This is a genomic window from Streptomyces sp. NPDC020742 (assembly GCF_040641675.1).
Lineage (GTDB): Bacteria > Actinomycetota > Actinomycetes > Streptomycetales > Streptomycetaceae > Streptomyces.
Genome location: NZ_JBFAEA010000039.1, coordinates 22,813 through 45,120 on the forward strand (window position 1 = coordinate 22,813; position 22,308 = coordinate 45,120).

At 73.4% G+C, this 22,308-nt stretch carries 16 protein-coding genes; 12 read left to right on the forward strand and 4 right to left on the reverse strand.

The genetic code is table 11. From position 1 onward, the window contains the following. Positions 1–171: 171 nt before the first annotated feature. Positions 172–720, reverse strand: coding sequence for a cysteine dioxygenase family protein (locus AB0G84_RS34590; protein WP_361330099.1), 549 nt, complete (start codon positions 718–720; stop codon positions 172–174). Positions 721–1,439: 719 nt separating this feature from the next. Here AB0G84_RS34590 and AB0G84_RS34595 point away from each other — a divergent pair. The 3 genes from AB0G84_RS34595 (at position 1,440) to AB0G84_RS34605 (ending at position 7,361) form a co-directional block, all read left to right on the forward strand. Beyond that, positions 1,440–1,703: a WhiB family transcriptional regulator gene (locus AB0G84_RS34595; protein ID WP_003983763.1), complete on the forward strand. Its 264-nt coding sequence runs from the start codon at positions 1,440–1,442 to the stop codon at positions 1,701–1,703. 316 nt (positions 1,704–2,019) lie between these two features. Continuing rightward, positions 2,020–5,775 (forward strand): glycosyltransferase, encoded by a 3,756-nt coding sequence (locus AB0G84_RS34600; protein ID WP_361330102.1) that lies wholly within the window; start codon positions 2,020–2,022, stop codon positions 5,773–5,775. Further along, positions 5,772–7,361 carry a DUF5719 family protein gene (locus AB0G84_RS34605; RefSeq protein ID WP_361330105.1) on the forward strand — a complete coding sequence of 530 codons (1,590 nt, stop codon included), beginning with the start codon at positions 5,772–5,774 and terminating at the stop codon, positions 7,359–7,361. Before AB0G84_RS34600 ends, AB0G84_RS34605 begins: the two co-directional genes overlap by 4 nt. Positions 7,362–7,457: 96 nt before the next feature. Here the strand turns inward: AB0G84_RS34605 and AB0G84_RS34610 are convergent, their stop codons facing one another. Then, positions 7,458–7,916: a metallopeptidase family protein gene (locus tag AB0G84_RS34610; RefSeq protein ID WP_361330108.1), complete on the reverse strand. Its 459-nt coding sequence runs from the start codon at positions 7,914–7,916 to the stop codon at positions 7,458–7,460. 259 nt (positions 7,917–8,175) lie between these two features. Here AB0G84_RS34610 and AB0G84_RS34615 point away from each other — a divergent pair, with 259 nt between their 5' ends. From AB0G84_RS34615 to AB0G84_RS34640, 6 genes are all read left to right on the forward strand, one after another. Next, positions 8,176–8,619 (forward strand): DUF3499 domain-containing protein, encoded by a 444-nt coding sequence (locus AB0G84_RS34615; protein WP_361330111.1) that lies wholly within the window; start codon positions 8,176–8,178, stop codon positions 8,617–8,619. Between the two features lie 160 nt (positions 8,620–8,779). After that, on the forward strand, positions 8,780–10,138 hold the full coding sequence (locus AB0G84_RS34620) for a phosphomannomutase/phosphoglucomutase (protein ID WP_361330114.1): 1,359 nt from the start codon (positions 8,780–8,782) through the stop codon (positions 10,136–10,138). Between the two features lie 153 nt (positions 10,139–10,291). Beyond that, complete coding sequence (locus AB0G84_RS34625) at positions 10,292–10,474, forward strand: Trm112 family protein (RefSeq protein WP_310720444.1); 183 nt, start codon at positions 10,292–10,294, stop codon at positions 10,472–10,474. Between the two features lie 73 nt (positions 10,475–10,547). Further along, positions 10,548–11,687, forward strand: coding sequence for an SIS domain-containing protein (locus AB0G84_RS34630; RefSeq protein WP_361330118.1), 1,140 nt, complete (start codon positions 10,548–10,550; stop codon positions 11,685–11,687). A 78-nt stretch (positions 11,688–11,765) separates the two neighbouring features. After that, the gene (manA, locus tag AB0G84_RS34635; protein WP_361330121.1) at positions 11,766–12,983 is read left to right on the forward strand and encodes a mannose-6-phosphate isomerase, class I; all 1,218 of its coding nucleotides are present in this window, start codon (positions 11,766–11,768) and stop codon (positions 12,981–12,983) included. A gap of 145 nt (positions 12,984–13,128) precedes the next feature. Further along, a complete protein-coding gene (locus AB0G84_RS34640; protein ID WP_361330124.1) occupies positions 13,129–14,088 on the forward strand; it encodes a cation diffusion facilitator family transporter in 960 nt (319 codons plus the stop codon). Between the two features lie 86 nt (positions 14,089–14,174). Here AB0G84_RS34640 and AB0G84_RS34645 read toward each other — a convergent pair whose 3' ends face one another. After that, entirely contained in the window at positions 14,175–16,439 is a 2,265-nt protein-coding gene (locus AB0G84_RS34645; protein ID WP_361330139.1) for a fructose-specific PTS transporter subunit EIIC, read from the reverse strand. A 570-nt stretch (positions 16,440–17,009) separates the two neighbouring features. On the opposite strand from AB0G84_RS34645, the gene ahcY reads away from it, so the two are divergent. Both ahcY and AB0G84_RS34655 read left to right on the forward strand, forming a co-directional pair. Further along, positions 17,010–18,470 (forward strand): adenosylhomocysteinase, encoded by a 1,461-nt coding sequence (gene ahcY, locus AB0G84_RS34650; RefSeq protein ID WP_361330127.1) that lies wholly within the window; start codon positions 17,010–17,012, stop codon positions 18,468–18,470. A 198-nt stretch (positions 18,471–18,668) separates the two neighbouring features. Then, the gene (locus AB0G84_RS34655; RefSeq protein ID WP_361330130.1) at positions 18,669–19,283 is read left to right on the forward strand and encodes a hypothetical protein; all 615 of its coding nucleotides are present in this window, start codon (positions 18,669–18,671) and stop codon (positions 19,281–19,283) included. A gap of 366 nt (positions 19,284–19,649) precedes the next feature. On the opposite strand, the gene AB0G84_RS34660 is transcribed toward AB0G84_RS34655, so the two are convergent. Next, positions 19,650–20,801 (reverse strand): RDD family protein, encoded by a 1,152-nt coding sequence (locus AB0G84_RS34660; RefSeq protein ID WP_361330133.1) that lies wholly within the window; start codon positions 20,799–20,801, stop codon positions 19,650–19,652. Positions 20,802–20,927: 126 nt separating this feature from the next. On the opposite strand from AB0G84_RS34660, the gene AB0G84_RS34665 reads away from it, so the two are divergent. After that, positions 20,928–21,935 carry a stage II sporulation protein M gene (locus AB0G84_RS34665; protein ID WP_361330136.1) on the forward strand — a complete coding sequence of 336 codons (1,008 nt, stop codon included), beginning with the start codon at positions 20,928–20,930 and terminating at the stop codon, positions 21,933–21,935. Positions 21,936–22,308: the final 373 nt, after the last annotated feature.

Here is a 22,308-nt window from a genome sequence, read left to right on the forward strand (position 1 = left end):
ACAGCCGAAGGCTGACGCGTTGAGGGGCGGTGGTCGGGCGACGGGTGGGCAGTGTGTCAGCCGAAGGCTGACGCGTTGAGGGGCGGTGGTCGGGCGACGGGTGGGCAGTGTGTCAGCCGAAGGCTGACGCGTTGAGGGGCGGTGGTCGGGCGGACCGCCCCTCCTGGGCGGTCAGGGGGCGAGCACCCCGGGCGGGACGGTGCGGGTGCCGGCGGAGCCGGCCCGGGTGGGGTGCATCGGCATCTGGGTCAGGCCGGGGAAGTAGATGTGCAGGCTGACGGCGGGCGCCAGGGAGTCGTTGACGACCTCGTGGACGTAGCCGGGCGCGAACACCCGCTGCGCGCCGGCCGTGAGGGTACGGGCGCCATCGCTGCCGTGCTCGGTCAACTCCCCTTCCAGGACGGTCAGTACGCCCGAGGAGGGTCCGTGGTCGTGGCGTCCGCTGCCCTGTCCGGGCACCCAGCTCAGCAGCCACACCTCGTAACCGACCGGGGTCTGTTCCGTCCGGCCGGAGCCGGTGGCCCCTGGGACGGTGCGCAGCCGGTGGTACCAGCGGGTGGTGGCGTCGTAGCGGACGAGCGGGGCCCAGGCGGCACGGTCGGCGGCGATCGAACGCGCCAGCCCGGCGAAGCCGGCGACGGTGGCCGGGTGGGCGGGGACGGGCGGCAGCAGGTGGGGGATGGCGAGGGGGTCGCCGGCGATCTCGACGTCGCTGTTCATCGGTTGGGGGTCCTCGGCGGAAGTGTCGGGGGTACCGCGAGGGGTACCGCCCGGAGGTAGCAGGGGAGGCGTGCGACGGGGCGCGGGCTTCCCCGGTAGGGGCGCGGCGCGGGTCGCGAGGGGTGCTGCGGGGTGGTGCGGCAGAGAAGCTGGAGCTCAGTGGCTTCAACAGCTGGAACAGCGACAGCGAGCCTGCGCAGCGCAGAGCGACCCGTAGGCACGGGTCAGGCGGGGCGCGTGGGTCACTGGCATGGGGTTAAGGAGACCGGGTTCGCGACGCGATGTCAACCTGACGTCGGGTTTGCCGTAAATCTTTCACCTCATCCGGTTACTCCGGTCGGAGAAAGGTTTGTGCAGTGCATGACCCGGAGACATCGACCGACAGCCGCGCCTTCAAACGCCGTTGCGGTCCTGTGATCCGTCTGTGATCTTCCCTGTTTCGGCGCGCGGGGTGCAACGCGTATGCCGCCTGAACACGTCCTCTAAGGCGACGTGGATGTGCCCGGATGGCACGCCCGGGGAAGTGTCCTGGTTTTTACTGATTTGAACACTTTCCGCATCCGCTTGGTTCCGCCGAGTGAATAAGAGGCTCAATAGCAGATCTCGGCTTGACTGGCCCGGATCACCACACTTGTAATTTCACTCGTGTCGTTCAGCCGAAATCGATCACGGCGATCACGGCTTGATCACGGGGACGAAAAGACAGACGAGGGGCGCACATGACCGAGCTGTTCCAGGAATTGCTGGTCGAGGAGGCGGACGAGGAGCTCGGCTGGCAGGAGCGCGCACTGTGCGCCCAGACCGACCCCGAGTCCTTCTTCCCGGAGAAGGGTGGCTCCACCCGCGAGGCCAAGAAGGTCTGTCTCGCCTGTGAGGTCCGGTCCGAATGCCTCGAATACGCGCTCGCCAACGACGAGCGCTTCGGCATCTGGGGCGGTCTCTCCGAGCGCGAGCGGCGCCGGCTGAAGAAGGCCGCCGTCTGACGATGACCGAGCAGCCGTCCCGGCCGACGGCGTGCGGGCCAGTGGACCGCGCCGCCCTACCGCCCCAACTCCCCATATCCCCCTATAGCGAACCCTCCGCCTCCAGCGCCCCGGCCGCCGGAGGCGGACTGCTGTGTACGGGCCCGGTCGGGGCGGCGGCGCGAAGCATTAGTGTGGGGCCCCGTCCGAGATGCGCCGCCGCCCTGGGGGGTGCGCGCGTCGCCTCGTAGTCCGTCGCAGTGTCTTCCGGGGGCGGGGCCTTGAGCGGCTTCGCCGCGGGCCTTCGAACTCCCGGGTCCGGAGGGCCCGTACCTCGATGTCCGTGCACAGCCAGTCGGCGGCGCAGGCCGCCTCTCATACAGCCGCCGCCCCAGAGTTCCCCCGGCACGTCGTCACCGCCGTGATCGTCTCCCATGACGGTGCCCGCTGGCTGCCCGATGCGCTCACCGGCCTGCTCGGCCAGGAGCGCCCGGTGCAGAACGTCATCGGCGCCGACACCGGCAGCGCGGACAGCTCCGCCCAGCTGCTCGCCGAGGCCATCGGCGACGAGCGCGTCCTGCACCTCGCCCGCCGCTCCGGATTCGGCACCGCGGTCGACGAGGCCGTCCGCACCGCCCCGCAGCTCACCGCCGACGACCTGCCCTACCTGCGCCGCCCCAGTGGCTGGGACCCGGTCAGCCGCACCTGGCACGACGAGGCCTACGACATGCCGGAGTTGCCGCACGGCGAACCGGTCCAGTGGCTGTGGCTGCTGCACGACGACTGCGCACCCGAGCCGGACGCCCTCGCCGAACTGCTGCGGGTGGCCGACGCCAGCCCCTCGACGGTCATCGTCGGCCCCAAGCTGCGCAGCTGGTACGACCGCCGCCAGCTCCTCGAAACCGGGGTCAGCATCGCCCGCTCCGGCCGCCGTTGGACCGGCCTGGACCGCCGCGAACAGGACCAGGGCCAGCACGACCAGGTGCGCCCGGTGCTGTCGGTGTCCACCGCCGGCATGCTCATCCGCCGCGACGTCTACGAGGAGTTGGGCGGCTTCGACCGCCGGCTGCCGCTGATGCGCGACGATGTCGACCTGTGCTGGCGCGCCCAGGCCGCCGGCCACCAGGTCCTGGTCGCACCGGAGGCGGTCCTCCGGCACGCCGAGGCCGCCGCCCGCGAGCGCCGCCCCATCGACTGCGTGGGCCGCAGCGTGGCCAACCCGCACCGCGTGGACAAGGCCGGCGCGGTCTACACCCTGCTCACCAACACCCGCGGCCGGGTCCTGCCGTACGTGCTGCTGCGGCTGTTGCTCGGCACCCTCCTGCGGGTGCTCGCCTACCTCGTCGGGAAGGTCCCCGGCCAGGCGCTGGACGAACTCGCCGGCCTCTTCGGCACCCTGCTGCGGCCCGGCAAGATCCTCGCCGCACGCAAACGCAGGGGCCGGCCGACGGTGGACCCCGGCGAGCTGCGGCCGCTCTTCCCGCCGCCCGGCGCGACCGTCCGGGCCACCGTCGAGCAGGTCGCCGGCAACCTCGCCGGGCGGGCCGCCCCCGACGTGGCCTCGGCCGGCCGGCACGGCGCCGTCGAGTCCGGACCCGGCGGCGATGACGCCGACTTCCTGGAGATCGAGCAGTTCGCCCGGCTCAAGCGGATCGCCCGCAGGCCGGCGCCGCTGCTCTTCGCCCTCCTGCTGCTGGTCTCGCTGGTCGCCTGCCGCGGCCTGCTCGGCTCCGGCGCGCTCACCGGCGGCGCGCTGCTGCCCGCGCCCGGCAGCGTGTCCGACCTGTGGTCGTCGTACCTCGACAGCTGGCACGCCGTCGGCGTCGGCGACAGCGCCTCGGCGCCGCCCTACCTGGGGATCGTCGCGCTGCTGTCGAGCATCTTCCTCGGCTCCACCGGGTTCGCCCTCACCCTGCTGCTGGTCTGCTCGGTCCCGCTCGCCGGGCTCACCGCCTACTTCGCCTCCCGCCCGCTGGTTGCCTCCCGGCTGCTGCGTGCCTGGGCGAGCATCGCGTACGCCTTCCTGCCCGCGGCCGCCGGCGCGCTGGCCGGTGGCCGGCTGGGCACCGCGGTGCTGGCGATCCTGCTGCCCCTGATGGCGCGCGCCGCGGTCGCCGCCGGAGGGCTGCGACTGCCCGCGGGCACCCGGCCCAGCTGGCGCGCCACCTGGGCGTACACCCTGCTGATCACCTTCACCATGGCGTTCACCCCGGTCGTCTGGCCGATGGCGGTGCTGCTCGGCATCGGGCTGCTGGTGCTGCGCGTCGTCGGCGGTGCCCGTGACCAGCTGATGGCCTCCGTTCTGCGGTTCCTGGTCACCGTGCTCGTCCCGCTCCTGGTGCTCGCCCCCTGGTCGCTGTCGCTGCTGACCCACCCCTCCCGCTTCTTTCAGGAGGTCGGGCTCGGCTACGGCGCCGGCTCGGCCTCCGTCCTGGACCTGGTCGGGCTGAGCCCTGGCGGTCCCAAGGCGGCCGGCAACGTGCTGCTGCTCGGCGTCGTGCTGGCCGCCGTCGCCGCGACGCTGCGCGACGCCCGGCAGCGCGCGATCCGTACCGCCTGGGGCGTGGCGCTCATCGGCCTGCTGTGCGCCGCGCTCGGCAACGGCTCCGGCTGGACCGGCCCGGCGATGCTGGTCTACGGCCTGGCGCTGCTGTGCGCCGCGGCGATCGGCGCCGAGGGCATCCGCACCCGGATGGCGACGCTGGGCTTTGGTTGGAAGCAGCCGGTCGCGGTGCTGATCGCGCTGGCGTCCGTGCTGGCCCCGGTCTGGGCCGCGGCCAGTTGGATGCTCACCGGCGCGGCCGGCCCGCTGGAGCGGCGCAACCCCGAGCAGGTCCCGGCCTTCGTGGCCGAGGAGTCCGGCAGCGCCGACCAGCCCCGCACGCTGGTCCTGGACGGCCGTCCCGGCCAGGTCACCTACACCCTCGTCCGCGGCTCCGGCGCCCGGCTCGGCGACGCCGACCTGGCCGCCCAGGCGGGCGAGGACGCACGGCTGGGCGGCATCGTCGCCCACCTCGTCGCCGGCTCGGGCGCCGACCAGTCCAGCCAGCTCGGCGGCTATGCGGTCCGCTACGTCCTGGTCCGGGCCGGGGCGCCGCGCGAGATGGGCCGCGTCCTGGACGCCACCCCGGGGCTGACCCGGCTCAGCCAGGAGGACGGCAGCGCGCTGTGGCGGGTCGACCGCCGGGTCTCGCGGGTCTCGATCGTCCCGCCGCAGTCCCAGGACGGCACCGCTGGGGACGCCGCCGCGCCCGTGGCCGTGGCCGCCGATCCCGTCGAGGCGCACACCAAGGTGCCCGCCGGTCCCGCCGGCCGGGTGCTGCGGCTCGCCGACGCCGCCGACGAGGGCTGGCAGGCCACCCTCGACGGCACCCCGCTCAAGCCGGTCACGGTCGACGGCTGGGCGCAGGGCTTCACCCTCCCCGCGAAGGGCGGCACCCTCGACCTCACCCATGAGGACCCGCTCGGCCACACCCTCTGGCTCTGGGCCCAGGGCCTGCTCGCCGTGGTGCTGGTGGTGCTGGCGCTGCCGGGCCGCCGCCGGGAGATCGACGACGACCTGCCCGAGGACGTGGCCGCCGCACAGGCCGCCGCGGCCACCGGCGACGGCCGCCGCGCCCGGCGCCTGCGCGCCCAGGCCGAGGCCGCGGGCACCGCGGACCCGGCCGCCCCGGAGGGCGGGCAGCCCATGGCCCCGGGCGCGGACCCGACGACGGACGCCGACCCGACGGCGGGCGCGGACCCGATGGCGGGCGCGGTGCCCGCCCAGGATCCCGCCGCGGCCGGCGACCCGTACGCCGCGGTGCCCCAGCAGCCGTCGTACGAGGACTGGCAGGCCGCCCAGCAGCAGCCCTACCCGTCCGCCGACCCCTACCAGGCGGACCCGTACGGCCAGCAGTACCCACCGGCCGGCCAGGTCCCGGCCGACCCGTACGCAGCCGATCCCTACCAGGCGGGCGCCTACGACCCGTACGGCTACGGACAGCAGCCCGCACCGCAGCCCCAGCAGCAGCCCTACGACGACGGCGCCCCGTATCCCGGGTACCCCGGCTCCTACGGTGAGCCGCGCCGTGACGGGAGCGACCAGCAGTGAAGCGCACCATGATGTCCCTGATCGGCGTGGCCGCCGGGCTCGCCGCGGTCACCGGCGTCGCGGCCGTGGCGGCCCCCGGCGGCGGCACCGGGAAGGCGGCCGGCGCCGGCAGCCGGCTGCCGGTCCAGCGCTCCGCGCTGCTGTGCCCCGCCCCGACCTCCTCCGAGGTCGGCGAGACGACCTACACCGCCTTCGCCCCCAAGGGCGCCGCGGCCGGCGCGGACACCAAGAAGGGCACCGCCGAGCTGCTGCCCGCCGGGACCGTCAAGGACGCCGGCGGCAGCGACGACGGCAAGGGCGGTAAAGCGGGTAAGGGCGGCAAGGCCGGCAGCGGCGGTGCGGACGCCGGCGGCAGCCGGACCGTCCCGCCCCGCGACACCAAGCCCGTCGTCCCCCTCCCGCAGGCCGGCACGCCGGTCACCGCGACCACCGACCGCCCCGACGCGCCCGCCCTGGTCGGCGCCGCGGACGGCACCCTCGCCCCCGGCTGGACCGTCCAGCAGACCACCGCCATCGCGGCCGGCTCCGGGCGCGGCCTGCTCGGCCTGAGCTGCACCGCCCCGGACACCACCTTCTGGTTCCCCGGCGTCAGCACCGACACCGGACGCCAGGACTACGTCCACCTCACCAACCCCGACGCGGTGCCGGCCGTCGTCGACCTCGAACTGCACGGCAAGGACGGCTCATTGGCCGGCTCCGCGGGGGAGGACATCACCGTTCCCCCGCACACCACCATCCCCGTGCTGCTCTCCACGCTGACCACCACCCCCACCACCAACGCGTCCCTGCACGTCATCGCCCGTGAGGGCCGGGTCGGCGCCGCTGTCCAGGCGACCGACGGCAAGCTCGGCAGCGACTGGCTGCCGGCCGCCGCCGACCCGTCCCCGAGCGTGGTGCTGCCCGGCATCCCCAAGGACGCCACCTCGGTCCGGCTGGTCGCCATCGCGCCGGGGGAGTCCGACGCCGACCTGAAGGTGCAACTGGCCACCCCGACCGGCCTGATCACCCCCGCCGGTCTGGAGACCCTGCACCTCAAGAGCGGCATGACCACCGCGGTGGACCTCAAGGACCTCACCAAGGGCGAGGCCGGTTCGCTGGTGCTCACCCCGGCCGACGGCGGGTCGAAGGCACCGGTCGCCGCCGCGCTGCGGGTCACCCGCGGCAAGGGCACCCACCAGGAGATGGCCTTCATCCCGGCGACCCGCCCCGTCGAGAACCGCGCCACCGCCGCCGACAACCGCGCCAAGGGCAGCACTCTCTCGCTGGTCGCTCCCGAGAAGGGCAAGGACGCCCGGGTGAAGATCACCGCCTCGGCCGGCAGCGCCGGCGGCACCCCGGTCAGCAAGACGTACACGGTCCGCGGCGGTACCGCACTGGACGTCGCTCCGCCCGTCCCGCAGGGCCTCAAGGGTGGCTATGCGCTCACCGTGGAGCCCGAGAAGGGCAGCGGACCGGTCTACGCCGCGCGGATGCTGGCGCAGCCCCAGGGCGGGGTGCCGGCCTTCACCGTCCAGCCGCTGGGCGACGACCGGGGCTCGGTCGTGGTCCCCACCGCCGGCCAGGACCTGTCGGTGCTCACCCGCTGACCCGCACCGCGCGCCGGGTCGGGCCCGCCGGCCCGGCCCGGGAGCGGGTGCGGCCCGCGGGTGCGGCCCGCGGCGCCCCCTGGCCGTACCGGGGGCTTAGTCCTGGCCGTACCGCGGGTCCACCGACTCCGGGGCCAGCCCCAGCAGCTCGGCGACCTGCTCCACGACCACCTCGTGGACCAACAGCGCACGCTCGTCACGGCTCTTGGTGCGGATCTCCACCGGCCGGCGGTAGATCACGATCCGGTCGCGATGTCCGCCGGACGCCGGCAGCACCCGCCCCAGTGGCACGCTCTCCTCGCCGGCGAGCGCCTCGGGCCCGTCGTCGGGGCCGAAGCCCGGCACCTCCAGGACCACGAAGTCGACCTGGGAGAGCTGCTGCCAGCGACGCTCCAGACGGTCCCGGGAGTCGTACACGAGATCCACGAAGGCATCGGCGCGGGTCACCGACAGCGGTACCTGCGGCGGCGCGATCGGGCCGCGCATGCCGCGGCCGTGCCGGTCGCGGCGCCGGAGCCGCGGCTCCGTGGGTCGGGGAGGTACGGGGCTGTCCATCAGCATCGAGCGTAGCCGTCACGGCACGCCCGGCACGGCAGAGCGCAACAAGAAGCAACATGTCGCAGACTGACCGGACCGGGATGCAACGCTTTCGTTTCCTCTCGTGCGCAGGATCACGGAACGCCCGGGGTTTGCCCGGAAAAGTAATGATTGATACCCCCGTTCTCCGCCCCACGCCCTCCGCCCCGCCCCGTCCGCCCCAGGACACCCCGAGCGGGTGCAGGTCAGACGCATCGGACGAAGCGGGACGACACGGTTGGGTGAGCCGGGGGAGAGTCGTCGCGGCCCGCTCAAGAGTGCGGTACCGTCCAACGTCGTGAGCCCTGTACGTCGCTGTTCGCGCACTGCGTGCGGCCGCCCCGCCGTCGCAACGCTGACGTACGTCTATGCGGACTCGACCGCCGTGCTCGGACCGCTCGCCACCTACGCCGAACCGCACTGCTACGACCTGTGCGCCGAGCACTCCGAGCGGCTGACCGCGCCCCGTGGCTGGGAGGTCGTCCGCCTCGCCATCGAGCCGGGCCCGGCCCGCCCCAGCGGCGACGACCTCGAAGCCCTCGCCAATGCCGTCCGTGAGGCCGCCCGCCCCCAGGAACGCGCCGCCGGCGACGGCTCACCGCACCCCGGTGACCGCGACGCCCACCCCATGGAGGTCGCCCGCCGCGGCCACCTCCGGGTGCTGCGCTCACCCGACTCCTGACGCCCCGCCACCCGCCCGTCACGGCCGCCGGCCGGCCCGTCCCCCGGCGTGCCCGTACCGCCGCGAACCGCCGGGCGACAACGGTGGAATCGTGACCGGGGTCCAGCGCCCCGAGCGGTAGGTTGGAGGCGTCCGCACACACCTCCAGGAGGACTGGCCCGTGACCGACCTGTCGCAGATCGTGAAGGCGTATGACGTACGCGGCGTCGTCCCCACCCAGTGGGACGCACCACTCGCCGAGCTGTTCGGCGCGGCCTTCGTGGAGGTCACCGGCGCGGACGCGATCGTGACCGGGCACGACATGCGGCCCTCCTCGCCGGACCTGTCGGGCGCCTTCGCCCGCGGCGCCGCCGCCCGCGGCGCGGACGTCACCGAGATCGGCCTCTGCTCCACCGACGAGCTGTACTTCGCCAGCGGCGCGCTCGGCCTGCCCGGCGCGATGTTCACCGCCTCCCACAACCCCGCCCAGTACAACGGCATCAAGATGTGCCGGGCCGGTGCCGCCCCCGTCGGTCAGGACACCGGCCTCGCTGACATCCGTGCCCTCGTCGAGCGCTGGTCCGACCAGGGAGCCCCCGAGCCGGTCGCCGTGCCCGGAACGGTCACCCGGCGCGACGTCCTGGCGGACTACGCCGCCCACCTGCGCGGCCTGGTGGACCTCAGTGGCATCCGCCCGCTGAAGGTCGTGGTGGACGCCGGCAACGGCATGGGCGGCCACACCGTCCCCACCGTCTTCGACGGCCTGCCCCTCGAACTCGACGCGATGTACTTCGAGTTGGACGGCTCGTTCCCGAACCACGAGGCCAACCCCCTCGACCCCAAGAACATCGTCGACCTCCAGGCCCGCGTCCGCGAGGTCGGCGCCGACCTCGGCCTCGCCTTCGACGGCGACGCCGACCGCTGCTTCGTCGTCGACGAGAACGGCGACCCGGTCTCCCCCTCCGCGATCACCGCCCTGGTCGCCGCCCGCGAGCTGGCCAAGCACCCCGGCGGCACGGTCATCCACAACTGCATCACCTCCTGGTCCGTGCCCGAGGTCGTCCGCGAGAACGGCGGCACCCCGGTCCGCACCCGCGTCGGCCACTCCTTCATCAAGGCCGAAATGGCCGACACCGGCGCGATCTTCGGCGGCGAGCACTCCGCGCACTACTACTTCCGCGACTTCTGGAACGCCGACACCGGCATGCTCGCCGCCATGCACGTCCTGGCGGCCCTCGGCGGCCAGCCCCGCCCGCTGTCGCAGCTGGTCGCCCAGTACGACCGGTACGCGGCCTCCGGCGAGATCAACAGCACCGTCGACGACCAGGCCGGCCGGCTCGCCGCCCTCAAGGCCGCCTACCAGGACCGCCCCGGCATCACCCTCGACGAACTCGACGGCCTGACCGTCACCGCCGACGACTGGTGGTTCAACGTCCGCCCCTCGAACACCGAGCCGCTGCTGCGCCTGAACGCCGAGGCCCGGGACACCGCCACCGTCGAACGGGTCCGCGACGAAGCCCTGGCGCTCATCCGCGGCTGACCCGGCCCCGACCGTTCCCGGCCGCCACCGGAGGCCCTCTCCGGTGGCGGCCCCGGCGCGCCACCACCCCCGGACATCCCCGGACGGCAGGCCGCCGCCCACCCTCCGGCGGTACGCTGGCCACGCCGCAACCACCCCGAAGGAGCACCCTCCATGCCGGTCGAAGCCAGCCTGATCCAGATCCTCGCCTGCCCGGCGTGCCACGCCCCGCTGGAGGACCGGACCGACGCGGACCCGGCGGAACTGCTGTGCACCTCCGGCGACTGCGGCCTCGCCTACCCCGTCCGGGACGGCATCCCCGTACTCCTCGTCGACGAAGCACGCCGCCCCGCCTGACCGGGCCGCCGGGCCCGCCCCGGCACCGCCCGTGTACCCACGCCCGCACCGGCGATCGGAGGCCGCGCCCACCATGCTCGACGAGTCACTCCTCGACACCCCTGATGCGCTGGCCGGCGCCGACCGGTTCGGTCTGCTGCGCGGCGTCGCCGAGTCCGGCGCCCGGGTCCGCACCGCCGCCCGCAGCGCCACCGAATCCGGCATCGCGGACCTGACGCCCGACGGACGGCCGCGCGCCGTCCTCGTCGCCGGGCCCGGACCGGCCGCCGCCGGCGTCGCCGACCTGCTGCGCGCCCTGTGCGGCGGCAGCTGCCCGGTCAGCCTGATCCAGCCCACCGGCGTGGCCCCGCTGCCCGGCGCCCTGCGCTGGACGCTGCCCGGCTGGGCCGGCCCCCTGGACCTGCTGCTCCTCGCCGGCCCGGACGCCGCCGACCCCGGCCTCGCCGAGCTGGTCGAACAGGCCTACCGCCGCGGCTGCTCCATCGTCGCCGTCACCCCCGCCGGCGGCCCGCTCGCCGACGCCGTCGACCAGGCCCGCGGCCTCGCCATGCCCCTGGCCACCACCCCCTACGACGCCGAGTTCGACGTGGAGGGCGCCCCGCCGGCCGCCCCCGGCACCCTCTGGTCGGTGCTGATCCCGCTGCTGATGCTCACCGACCGGATCGGCCTGATCAGCGCCCCGCCGGACGCCCTGGGCAAGCTCGCCGACCGCCTCGACCAGGTCGCCGAGCGCTGCGGCCCGGCCATCCCCACGTACACCAACCCCGGCAAGACCCTCGCCGCCGACCTCGCCGACGCGCTCCCGCTGATCTGGACCGAGGGCACCCTCGCGCACGCTATCGGCCGGCACTTCGCCACCGAGCTGGCCGGCCTCGCCGGCCGCCCCGCCCTCGCCGCCGAACTACCCGAGGCACTCACCACCCACCGCACCCTGCTCGTCGGCCCCCTGACCGAACCCGACCCGGACGACTTCTTCCGCGACCGGGTCGAACAGCCCACCGCCACCGTGCTGCACGCCCGGGTGGTGCTGCTGCGCGAGGAGGAGCCCGGCCCGCTGTCCGCCACCCGCGCCGCCCAGGCGCTCGCCGAGAAGCGCGACACCGCCCTCAGCGAACTGGAACCCGGCGCCGGCAGCGACCTGGAGAAGGCCGCGGAACTTCTCGCCATCGTGGATTTCGGCGCCGTTTACCTGGCGCTCGCCGGCACCGGGTGATCTGTGACGGCAGGTCCGCCCCGGCGGCCCGCCGCACCACCCCGCAGTTCACCCCGCACCCCAGGAAGCAGCAGCCCGATGGACCGCCTCGCCAATACCGTGCGCCCCTACGCCTGGGGCTCCACGACCGCCCTGCCGGAGCTCCTCGGCACCGCGCCGACCGGGCAGCCGCAGGCCGAGATGTGGATGGGCGCCCACCCCGGCGCCCCCTCCCACCTCGACCGCGGCATCGGCTCCGTCTCCCTGGCCGAGGTGATCGCCACCGACCCCGAGGCCGAACTCGGCCCCGACACCGTCCGCGCCTTCGGCCCCCGGCTGCCGTTCCTGCTCAAGCTGCTCGCCGCCGCCGCGCCGCTCTCCCTCCAGGTCCACCCCGACCTGACCCAGGCCCGGGAGGGCTTCGCCGACGAGGAGCAGCGCGGCGTCCCCCTCGACGCCCCGCACCGCAACTACAAGGACGCCAACCACAAGCCCGAGCTGATCGTCGCCCTCACCCCCTTCGACGGCCTGTGCGGCTTCCGCCACCCCGCACACACCGCCGACCTCATGGCGGACCTGGGCCTCGACGACCTCACGCCGTACGTCGACATCCTGCGCGCCAGCCCGGAGGAGGACGCGCTGCGCGAGGTGCTCACCGCCGTGCTCAGCGCCGACCACCACGCGATCGCCGGGACCGTCGAACGCGCCGCGGTCGCCGCCGATCAGCTCGCCGCCAAGGGCGGCCCGCACGCCGACGCCTACGCCGCCTACGCGAGCCTCGCCCACCACCACCCCGGCGACCCCGGCGTACTCGCCGCCATGCTCCTCAACCACGTCCAGCTCCAGCCCGGCGAGGCGCTGTTCCTCGGCGCCGGCATCCCGCACGCCTACCTCAGCGGCCTCGGCGTCGAGCTGATGGCAAACTCCGACAACGTCCTGCGCTGCGGCCTGACCCCCAAGCACGTCGACGTCCCCGAACTGCTCCGGGTGGTCCGCTTCGAAGCCGGCGACGCGGGCGTGCTGCGCCCCGAGGACGTCGCCGGCGAAGAGGTCTACGAGACCCCGATCGACGAGTTCCGGCTCTCCCGCTTCGTCCTGCCGCCCGGCGCCGCCCCCCGCGCCCTGGTCTCCCGTACGCCGCAGATCCTGCTGTGCACCGCGGGCACCGTCCGCCTGCGCGACGCCGAGGAGAGCGCGGAGGCCGCCGCCCGCGACGAACTGGTCCTCACGGCCGGCGCATCTGCGTTCGTACCGGCCGGAGAACAGCTCACCCTCTCCGGCGAGGGCACCCTCTTCCGCGCCACGGTGGTGGCCTAGCGCCACCGCTCCCGTACGCGGAGTCGGTCCGGCAGGTGGCCTCCTGGTACCCGCCCGGCGGCGGGCTGCAACAATGACCGCCGCACGGCATTAAAGGGTCGGTAAAGCGGTAGAGCTCCGTCGAGGGAAGGGACTTGCGGCACCTATGAGCGCATCAGGCGGGACAAAGGCGATCGTTGCGGCGCTGGGCGCCAATCTGGCGATCGCCGTAGCGAAGTTCGTGGCCTTCGCCTTCAGCGGCTCGTCCTCGATGCTGGCCGAAGGCGTGCACTCGGTCGCCGACTCCGGTAACCAGGGCCTGCTGCTGCTCGGCGGCAAGAGGGCCAAGCGCGAGGCGACCGCCGAGCACCCCTTCGGCTACGGCCGCGAGCGCTACATCTACGGCTTCCTGGTCTCCATCGTCCTGTTCACCATCGGCGGCGTCTTCGCGCTCTACGAGGGCTACGAGAAGGTCCACGACCCACACCCGCTGGAGGACTGGTACTGGCCGATCGGCGTCCTGGTCTTCGCGATCATCGCCGAGGGCTTCTCCTTCCGCACCGCGATCAAGGAGTCCAACGAGCTGCGCGGCAAGCAGACCTGGACCCAGTTCGTACGCCGCGCCAAGGCCCCCGAGCTGCCGGTCGTGCTGCTGGAGGACTTCGGCGCGCTGGTCGGCCTGGTCCTCGCGCTGGGTGGTGTCGGCCTCACCCTCGCCACCGGCGACGGCGTCTGGGACGGCATCGGCACCATGTGCATCGGCGCCCTGCTGGTGGTGATCGCCCTGGTGCTGGCCGCCGAGACCAAGTCGCTGCTGCTGGGCGAGGCGGCCGGCCCCGAGCAGGTCGCCAAGATCCGCGCGGCGGTCGTCGACGGGGATGTCGTCACCCGCGTCATCCACATGCGCACCCTCCACCTCGGCCCCGAGGAGCTGCTGGTCGCCGCCAAGATCGCGGTGCAGCACGACGACACCGCCAGCCAGGTCGCCGAGGCCATCAACGCCGCCGAGGCCCGCATCCGCGAGGCCGTGCCGATTGCCCGGGTCATCTACCTGGAGCCGGACATCTACGACGAGGCCACCGCCGCCGCGGGCGCCGACCCGTCGAAGGCGCCCGGCGGGCACTGAGCGGCCCCGCGCACCCAGACCGAAGGCCCCCACACCCACCGGGTGCGGGGGCCTTCGTCCTGTGCGGGCTCCTCGCCCTTCCCCGGCTACTCGATCTCCGCCAGCACCCGCAGGATCGCCGCGGTGTCCTCCGCGTCCTGCAGCCGCGCCCGGAAGCCGGCGTCCATCAGCTTCCGCGACAACAGCGCCAGGATGCGCAGGTGTTCGTCCCCGGCCACCGCCTCCGGCACCGCGATCAGGAACACCAACCGGGCCGGCGTACCGTCCGGCGCACCCCAGTCGATGCCGTCCGTCGACCGCGCGAACCCGACCACCGGAGCGGTCACCGCATCGGTCTTGGCGTGCGGAATGGCGATCTCCTCACCGAGCCCGGTGGTGCCCTGCGCCTCCCGGGCCAGCGCCACCCGAACCAGCTCCTCGACATCCGCCACCCGCCCGGTGCCGGCCACCAGGGAGGCCATCTCGCGGATCGCCGCTTCCTTCTCGCTCGCCGCGAGCAGGGGGCGGACGGTCTGCCCGGTGAGGTGGCCGGAGAGGACCTCGGGCGGAGCGGGGGCGTCGCTGGGAGCGCCGTCGGGGGTGTCGTCGGGAGTGCCGGCCTCGGTTCCCGCGCCGTCCTCGGTGGCGTCACCGCCCTCGGGGGCGGCGCCGTGGCCCGAAGCGCCCTCCCGGCCGGTGGTGCCGTCCCGGCCAATGGCGCCGTCCCGGCCAATGGCGCCCTCGTCCGCGGTGCTGCCCTGGCCGTCGGCGCCCTCGTCCGCGGTGCTGCCCTGGCCGTCGGTGCCGCGTACGGACCCGCTGCCCGCCCCGGCCGCCACCGGCTCCGCGGCCGGCTCCGTGGCCGGCCCGGCAACCACCGGATCCGCCCCGGCTGCCTGCGCCGGCACCGCGGCCGCCACCGGGACCGTGGCTTCCTCCGGCTCCGCGGCCGCTACCGGCTCCGCGGCCTCCACCGGCACGGCTGCCTCCGCCGGCACCGCGGCCGTGGCACCGCCCTTCCGCCGCTCCGACAAATCCACCAGCGCCACCGTCGTCAGCGCCGTCACCGCCGCCCCGATCAGCACCGCGAGGAAGAACACCGGCACCCCGCCGACCGCCCCCAGCACCGCCACGATCGGCCCGCCGTGCGGCACCGCGTCGGTCACCCCGGCCATCCCCGCGACCGCACCGGCCACCGCGCCACCGAGCATGTTCGCCGGAATGACCTGCGCCGGCCGCGCCGCGGCGAACGGGATCGCGCCCTCGGAGATCCCGAAGAGCCCCATGAACAGCGCCGCCATGGCCGTCTCCCGCTCCTGCTCGGAGTAGAGCCGTCGGCGGATCAGCGTGGCCAGCCCCTGCCCGAGCGGCATCACCGGGATCGCCGCCGCGCACATCCCCATCACCGTCTGGTTCCCGGACGCGATCAGCCCGGCGCCGAACAGGAACGCGGTCTTGTTGACCGGCCCGCCCATGTCGAACGCGATCATCAGACCCAGCACCGCGCCCAGCAGCACCGCGCTGGACCCGGTCATCCCGCCCAGCCAGTCGGTGAGGTGGGTGAACACCCAGGAGATCGGCCTGCCGATGACCTGGATAAAGAACAGCCCCAGCGCCGTCGTCGCCACGATCGGGATCACAATGATCGGCATGATCGGCCGGACGAACTTCGGGACCCTGACCTTCTTGATCCACAGCACCAGATAGCCGGCCAGGAAGCCGGTGACGATCGCGCCGATGAAGCCCGCGCCGGCCTTGGACCCGTAGAGCGCACCCGTATTGGCGATCCAGCCGCCGATCATGCCCGGCACCAGCGCCGGCCGGTCGCCGATCGCGTAGGCGATATAGCCGGAGAGCACCGGAACCATCAGCGTGAAGCCGATGACACCGATGTCATTGACGTGCTTCCAGAACGACCCGTCGGGGATGACCAGACCGCCATCGGCCTGCGGGTGCCCGCCCAGCGCCAGCGATATCGCGATCAGCAGACCGCCGACCACCACGAACGGGATCATGTAGCTGACGCCGTTCATCAGCGCCTTGTACCCGACGCTGCGCTCCCTGCCACCGCCGGCGGACACCACGGACGCGGCGCCGCCGCCGTCCGCCCCGCCGCCGTGCACCGGGGCGTTGCGCACCCGCTCGATCAACTGCTCGGGGTGGCGGATGCCCTCGGCCACGCCGACCGCCAGCACCCGCTTGCCGGCGAACCGGCTGAGGTCGACGTCCTTGTCCGCGGCGATGATCACCCCGTCCGCATCCTTGACATCGTTGTCAGAGAGTACATTCTCGGCCCCGATGGAGCCCTGCGTCTCCACCTTGATCTCATGGCCGAGCGAAGCGGCGGCCTGCGCCAGCTTCTCCGCGGCCATGTACGTATGGGCGATGCCGGTCGGGCAGGCGGTCACGGCGAGCAGCTTCAGCCCCTGCCCGTCCCTCCCCGCTCCCTCGGGAGCTGCGACTGGCCTGGTGGTCACGTGGTTCTCCTTACACATCCGCGCGCGGTCGTACGGACGTTCCGGCGGTCTCGCGCTCCAGGCATCCTGCATGACCTCCCCCCACCTGCAAAGCCCCCCGGCGCCACCACCACGGGCTCTCCCGATCCCGGCCCCGTCGACCGCCTGGTTGCCCCGCGCGGCGCCTCCCCGCCCGTCCCCGACTGGCCGGGACCACACGGAAATGGCCCCTCCGGGCTGGGGTTCGCTGGGCCGATCGGTGTAGATTCGTGCCCAGTGCCAGACGTCGCTGCTGATGGCGGTCGGGCGGCCCGCACCGCGGACCGGCCGAGGGAGAGAGGGCCTCCGACGGACTGCGCTGCGGCCAGGGGAGACCAGGGGAGAGGTGTGTCCGCCTCCGCGTAAGCTCGTTGCCGGTACCGCCGGACCCCCGCCCGCGCCGCAGACTGCCCGCCCATCCACCTCGATTCCCGAGGAGCAGCCCGCATGACGACAGCAGCAGCCACCGGCCAGGACTTCAAGGTCGCCGACCTGTCCCTCGCCGCCTTCGGCCGCAAGGAGATCACCCTCGCCGAGCACGAGATGCCCGGCCTGATGGCGATCCGCAAGGAGTACGCCGCCGCTCAGCCGCTGGCCGGCGCCCGCGTCACCGGCTCGCTGCACATGACCGTGCAGACCGCCGTGCTGATCGAGACCCTGGTCGCCCTCGGCGCCGAGGTCCGCTGGGCCTCCTGCAACATCTTCTCCACCCAGGACCACGCCGCGGCCGCCATCGCCGTGGGCCCCGACGGCACCCCCGACAACCCGCAGGGCGTCCCGGTCTTCGCCTGGAAGGGCGAGACCCTCGACGAGTACTGGTGGTGCACCGAGCAGGCGCTCAGCTGGCCGAACTCGCCCACCGGCGGCCCGAACATGATCCTGGACGACGGCGGTGACGCCACCCTCCTCGTCCACAAGGGCGTCGAGTACGAGAAGGCCGGCAAGGTCCCCGCCGTCGAGACCGCCGAGAGCGACGAGCACCGCGCCATCCTGGAGCTGCTCACCCGCACCCTCGCCGAGTCGCCCCAGAAGTGGACGAACCTGGCCTCCGAGATCCGCGGTGTCACCGAGGAGACCACCACCGGCGTCCACCGCCTCTACGAGATGCAGCGCGACGGCGACCTGCTCTTCCCGGCGATCAACGTGAACGACGCCGTCACCAAGTCGAAGTTCGACAACAAGTACGGCTGCCGGCACTCCCTCATCGACGGCATCAACCGCGCCACCGACGTCCTGATCGGCGGCAAGACCGCCGTCGTCTGCGGCTACGGCGACGTCGGCAAGGGCTGCGCGGAGTCGCTCCGCGGCCAGGGCGCCCGCGTCATCATCACCGAGGTCGACCCGATCTGCGCCCTGCAGGCCGCCATGGACGGCTACCAGGTCACCACCCTCGACGAGGTCGTCGAGACCGCCGACATCTTCGTCACCACCACCGGCAACAAGGACATCATCCTCGCTTCCGACATGGCGCGGATGAAGCACCAGGCGATCGTCGGCAACATCGGCCACTTCGACAACGAGATCGACATGGCCGGCCTCGCCAAGCTCCCGGGCATCGTCAAGGACGAGGTCAAGCCCCAGGTCCACACCTGGACGCACCCCGACGGCAAGGTCCTGATCGTGCTGTCCGAGGGTCGCCTGCTCAACCTCGGCAACGCCACCGGCCACCCGAGCTTCGTGATGTCCAACTCCTTCGCGGACCAGACCCTGGCCCAGATCGAGCTGTTCACCAAGCCCGAGGAGTACCCGACCGACGTCTACGTGCTCCCCAAGCACCTCGACGAGAAGGTCGCCCGGCTCCACCTCGACTCCCTCGGCGTCAAGCTCACCGAGCTCCGCCCCGAGCAGGCCGCCTACATCGGCGTCCAGGTCGAGGGCCCCTACAAGCCCGACCACTACCGCTACTGAGCCGGGTCGCGCCCGCCGGCTGACCGGCACCACCGGCCCGCCGGCGCGCACCCTCCACAGCCGGTGATCCCAGGCCCTCGCCACCCATGGCGGGGGCCTGGGCCGTACCACCGCACCCCCGCCCCCCGCACACCCCGGCAAGACCCCGCCCACCGGCCGCCTGCCCCGGCCGGCCGCCGCCCGAAGGACAGCCCCCTCATGCCCCGCGGCCACTACTCCCTGCACGACCCGCACGACCACACCCCCCTGGGCGAAGAGCACTTCCACTGCGCCACCGGCCCCTCCGGCTGGCGCTACGTGTCCCAGATCGTCAACCCCGCCGGCGACCACACCGGCTCCGTCGACCTCACCCTCGACGAACTCGGCCGCCCCCTCCGCCTGGAGCTCCACGCCTCCGCCTGGCAGGTCCGCGGCGCGGCCCTGGACGGCGTCACCTGGGTACGCACCGACCCCACCGGTGAACACGCCACCGAAGGGAACGTCCCCGCCCACGCCTTCACCGGCGCGTCCCCCGCCTTCCTCATCGCCACCGCCCGCCTGCTGCGCCCCGCACTCGGCGCCGGCGCCGTCCGCACCCGCCTCGTCGCCTTCACACCCCCCGTCCTCGCCCCCCGCACCCTCGACCAGTCCTGGGCCCTGATCAGCAGCACACCACACACCACTGACACCGGCCCCCTCATCGCCGACGCGTACCAGGTCAACGACCTGGAGACCGGTGAACAGCACACCGTCCACCTCGCCGGCGACGTGGTCCTCTCCGCCCCCGGCATCGAACTCGAATCCCTCGACTCCCCGCCGTCCACCTTCACCTGACCACCCACCCCCACCGCCCCGCCCCACGCACAGCTCCCTGCACCCACCTCTCCCCGCACACAGCTGCGCCCGCCCCCACGCCCGACCGCCCCGTCCGGCCCTTACGGCTTGCCCACCGCCCGCCCACGGCCTGACACCGGCGGCGTGCACGCTCTACCGGCGGCCGGCGATCGTCTGACTCCCGCGGCACGAATCCTCAATCCTGCGATGGCACCCGGTCACTGCCTGCCACCGGCGGCGCGAGTCTTTTACGTACGTGGCGCCTGATCACTGCCTGCCACCGGCAGCGTGAGCCTTGTACGCGGCGACCCGGTCACTGCCTGACACCGGCGGCGTGAACCCTGTACGCGGCGCCCGGCCACCACCTCACACCGGCGGCGCGAACCCCGTACGCGGCGCCCGGCCACCACCACCCGCCCCACCCCCGTCCGCCTCGCCCGCGCCACCCGGAACCGGCACCTCGGCAGGCCCCGGGCCGCCCGCGCCGGCGACACCGGTCGGCGGCAGACCACCCCGGCCCGACACACCACCCGCACCAAGCCCCCCGGCCCCAGCGGCATCTGCCCGAGGAGCCTCGGCCCCGACGGCACCCGCCCCAGGAGCCCCAGCGCCCCCACCAGGCAGCGCCCAGCCCGCCCCCGCTCCCGCCACCGGCTCCCCGTTGCCCGGCGCCACACCACCGGTACCCCCAGTCATCACCGGCCCGGTAACGCCAGAAACCCCACCGCCCCCGGCCGCAGCCCCCACACCACCCGAAGGCGCCGACGACCCCCCGAACGCCCTCCGCGACTCCCGCGCCTGCCGCTCACCGACCACCGCCGCCAGATAGGCCGCGGGATGCACCTCCGCCGGCCCAGGAACCCCGGTGAATCCCCGCAGGTCCTCCGCCAGCCGCCCCGCCATCGCCGCTCCGACCTGCGGATCCAGCTGCTCCGTCCGCACCAGGTACTGCCGCACCGCCAGCCACCAGCCATCGGGCACCCGTGACAGATCCAGCTTCCCGAGCTCCGCCACCAGCCACGGAGGCGCCGGCGGAAGCGCCCGGCCCGCCTCCGCCGCCGGCATCCGCTCCCGGATGACCAGCGTCCCCGCGAACACATCGCCCACCCGGCGCCCGCGCGCCGAAACCAGCGAGGCGATGGCCGCAACCACCCCCATCGTCAGCACGATCTCGATGGCCCCCATGGCGCCCCGCACCAGCGCATGCCGGAACCGGATCGGCCCCCCGTCCTCACGCACCACCCGCAGCCCGCAGATCGCCTTGCCCAGCGACCGGCCCTGGCTCAGCGTCTCGACCACGATCGGTATCCCCACCTGCACCAGCAGGAACGCCGCCACCGACACCGCTGCCACCGCCGCACTGTCCATCGACGAGGTCGTACTCACCAGCACCATCGACACAGCGAGATAGACGCTCCAGCCCACCGCCACATCGACCGCCACCGCCAGCCCCCGGCTCGGCAACCTGGCCGGCCGCAGCCCCAGCACCACCGCTTCACCCGTGACGAGCTCACTCACGCCGCGCCCACTCCCTCTCGTCCCACGCTGGTTGCCCATGCCCCGCCCACACCGCGTCGGGCCCGGCCAGTCTGCCAAGCTGACCGGGCCCGACACCTGCCCCGGCGCTGCGAGGAGCGACCCCGTATGGACCTGGATGTCTTCATCACGGCTCACAGCGCCGAATGGGACCGCCTCGACGCGCTCCTGCACCGCAAGCGCCGCCTCACCGGCGCCGAGGCCGACGAACTCGTCGCCCTCTACCAGCGCACCACCACCCACCTCTCCCTCCTCCTCTCCAGCGCCCCCGACCCCGCGCTGACCAGTCGGCTCACCACACTCGTGGCCCGCGCGCGCAGCGCCGTCACCGGCGCCCGCAAGGCCTCTTGGCGCGACGCCGCCCGCTTCTTCACCACGGCCTTCCCGGCAGCCGTCTACCGCCTGCGCCACTGGTGGATCCCCATCGCGGTCCTCTCCACCGTCGTCGCCGCCCTCCTCGGCTGGTGGGTGGCCACCCACCCCGAGGTCCAGGCGACCCTCGGCGCCCCGGAGGACCTCCGCGCGATGACCCGCCCCGGAGGCCAGTACGAGACCTATTACTCCAGCCACCCCGCCGCGTCCTTCGCCGCCCAGGTATGGACGAACAACGCCCAGGCCGTGGCGCTCTGCCTGGTCCTCGGCGCCTTCCTTGGCCTCCCCGTCCTGTGGATCCTGCTCCAGAACATGCTCAATCTGGGGGTCGGCATCGGCCTGATGTCCTCGGCCGGCCGCCTGGACACCTTCCTCGGCCTGATCCTTCCGCACGGCCTCCTAGAACTGACCGCCGTCTTCATCGCCGCCGGCATCGGCCTCCGCCTGGGGTGGACCGTCATCGACCCGGGCCCGCGCACCCGCCGAACGGCCCTGGCGGAGGAGGGCCGCTCCGCCCTCGGCGTCGCCCTCGGCCTCGCCGCGGTCCTCTTCATATCCGGAGCCCTGGAGGGCTTCGTCACCCCCTCCGGCCTGCCCACCTGGGCCCGCATCGGCATCGGCGTCCTCGCCGAGCTGGCGTTCCTCTCCTACGTCTACGTCCTGGGTGCCCGGGCGGTACGTACCGGCGCCACCGGCGACGTCGACAGCACCGACCGCGACGCCACTCTCCCCACCGCCGCCTGATGTGCATCGAGCCCCGCTGACCTGCTAATCTCTCCCTCGCCCCAGAAACCCGTTGACACGGGTGACAGGGGGAGGTAGATTCGAACGGTTGCAGCGAACTGGACAAGTTCACCTGTGACGGTTAGTCTCTTCTCCGCTTCGGCCGGTACTTTCACTCGGCGAAGCGCAACCGACCACTTACCGGAAGCCCCGGCTGAATTAATTCGGCCGAAGCTCTTCTGATAAAGTCGGAAAAGCCAAAAGGCACCCCCTCCGACGGGGAATCAGAAAGAAATTCAGACCGGCAACGGAACGAACAAGATCTGATAGAGTCGGAAAGGCCGAAAAGCGAAAGCCAGACGGCCGAGCCAGCCCCAACAGGGCGCCGGAGACG

Coding starts and splice junctions, on each gene's coding strand:
- AB0G84_RS34590 (WP_361330099.1), bottom strand. CDS start 720: ATGAACAGCGACGTCGAGATCGCCGGCGACCCCCTCGCCATCCCCCAC.
- AB0G84_RS34595 (WP_003983763.1), top strand. CDS start 1,440: ATGACCGAGCTGTTCCAGGAATTGCTGGTCGAGGAGGCGGACGAGGAG.
- AB0G84_RS34600 (WP_361330102.1), top strand. CDS start 2,020: ATGTCCGTGCACAGCCAGTCGGCGGCGCAGGCCGCCTCTCATACAGCC.
- AB0G84_RS34610 (WP_361330108.1), bottom strand. CDS start 7,916: ATGGACAGCCCCGTACCTCCCCGACCCACGGAGCCGCGGCTCCGGCGC.
- AB0G84_RS34625 (WP_310720444.1), top strand. CDS start 10,292: ATGCCGGTCGAAGCCAGCCTGATCCAGATCCTCGCCTGCCCGGCGTGC.
- AB0G84_RS34630 (WP_361330118.1), top strand. CDS start 10,548: ATGCTCGACGAGTCACTCCTCGACACCCCTGATGCGCTGGCCGGCGCC.
- manA (WP_361330121.1), top strand. CDS start 11,766: ATGGACCGCCTCGCCAATACCGTGCGCCCCTACGCCTGGGGCTCCACG.
- AB0G84_RS34640 (WP_361330124.1), top strand. CDS start 13,129: ATGAGCGCATCAGGCGGGACAAAGGCGATCGTTGCGGCGCTGGGCGCC.
- AB0G84_RS34645 (WP_361330139.1), bottom strand. CDS start 16,439: ATGGCCGCGGAGAAGCTGGCGCAGGCCGCCGCTTCGCTCGGCCATGAG.
- ahcY (WP_361330127.1), top strand. CDS start 17,010: ATGACGACAGCAGCAGCCACCGGCCAGGACTTCAAGGTCGCCGACCTG.
- AB0G84_RS34655 (WP_361330130.1), top strand. CDS start 18,669: ATGCCCCGCGGCCACTACTCCCTGCACGACCCGCACGACCACACCCCC.
- AB0G84_RS34665 (WP_361330136.1), top strand. CDS start 20,928: ATGGACCTGGATGTCTTCATCACGGCTCACAGCGCCGAATGGGACCGC.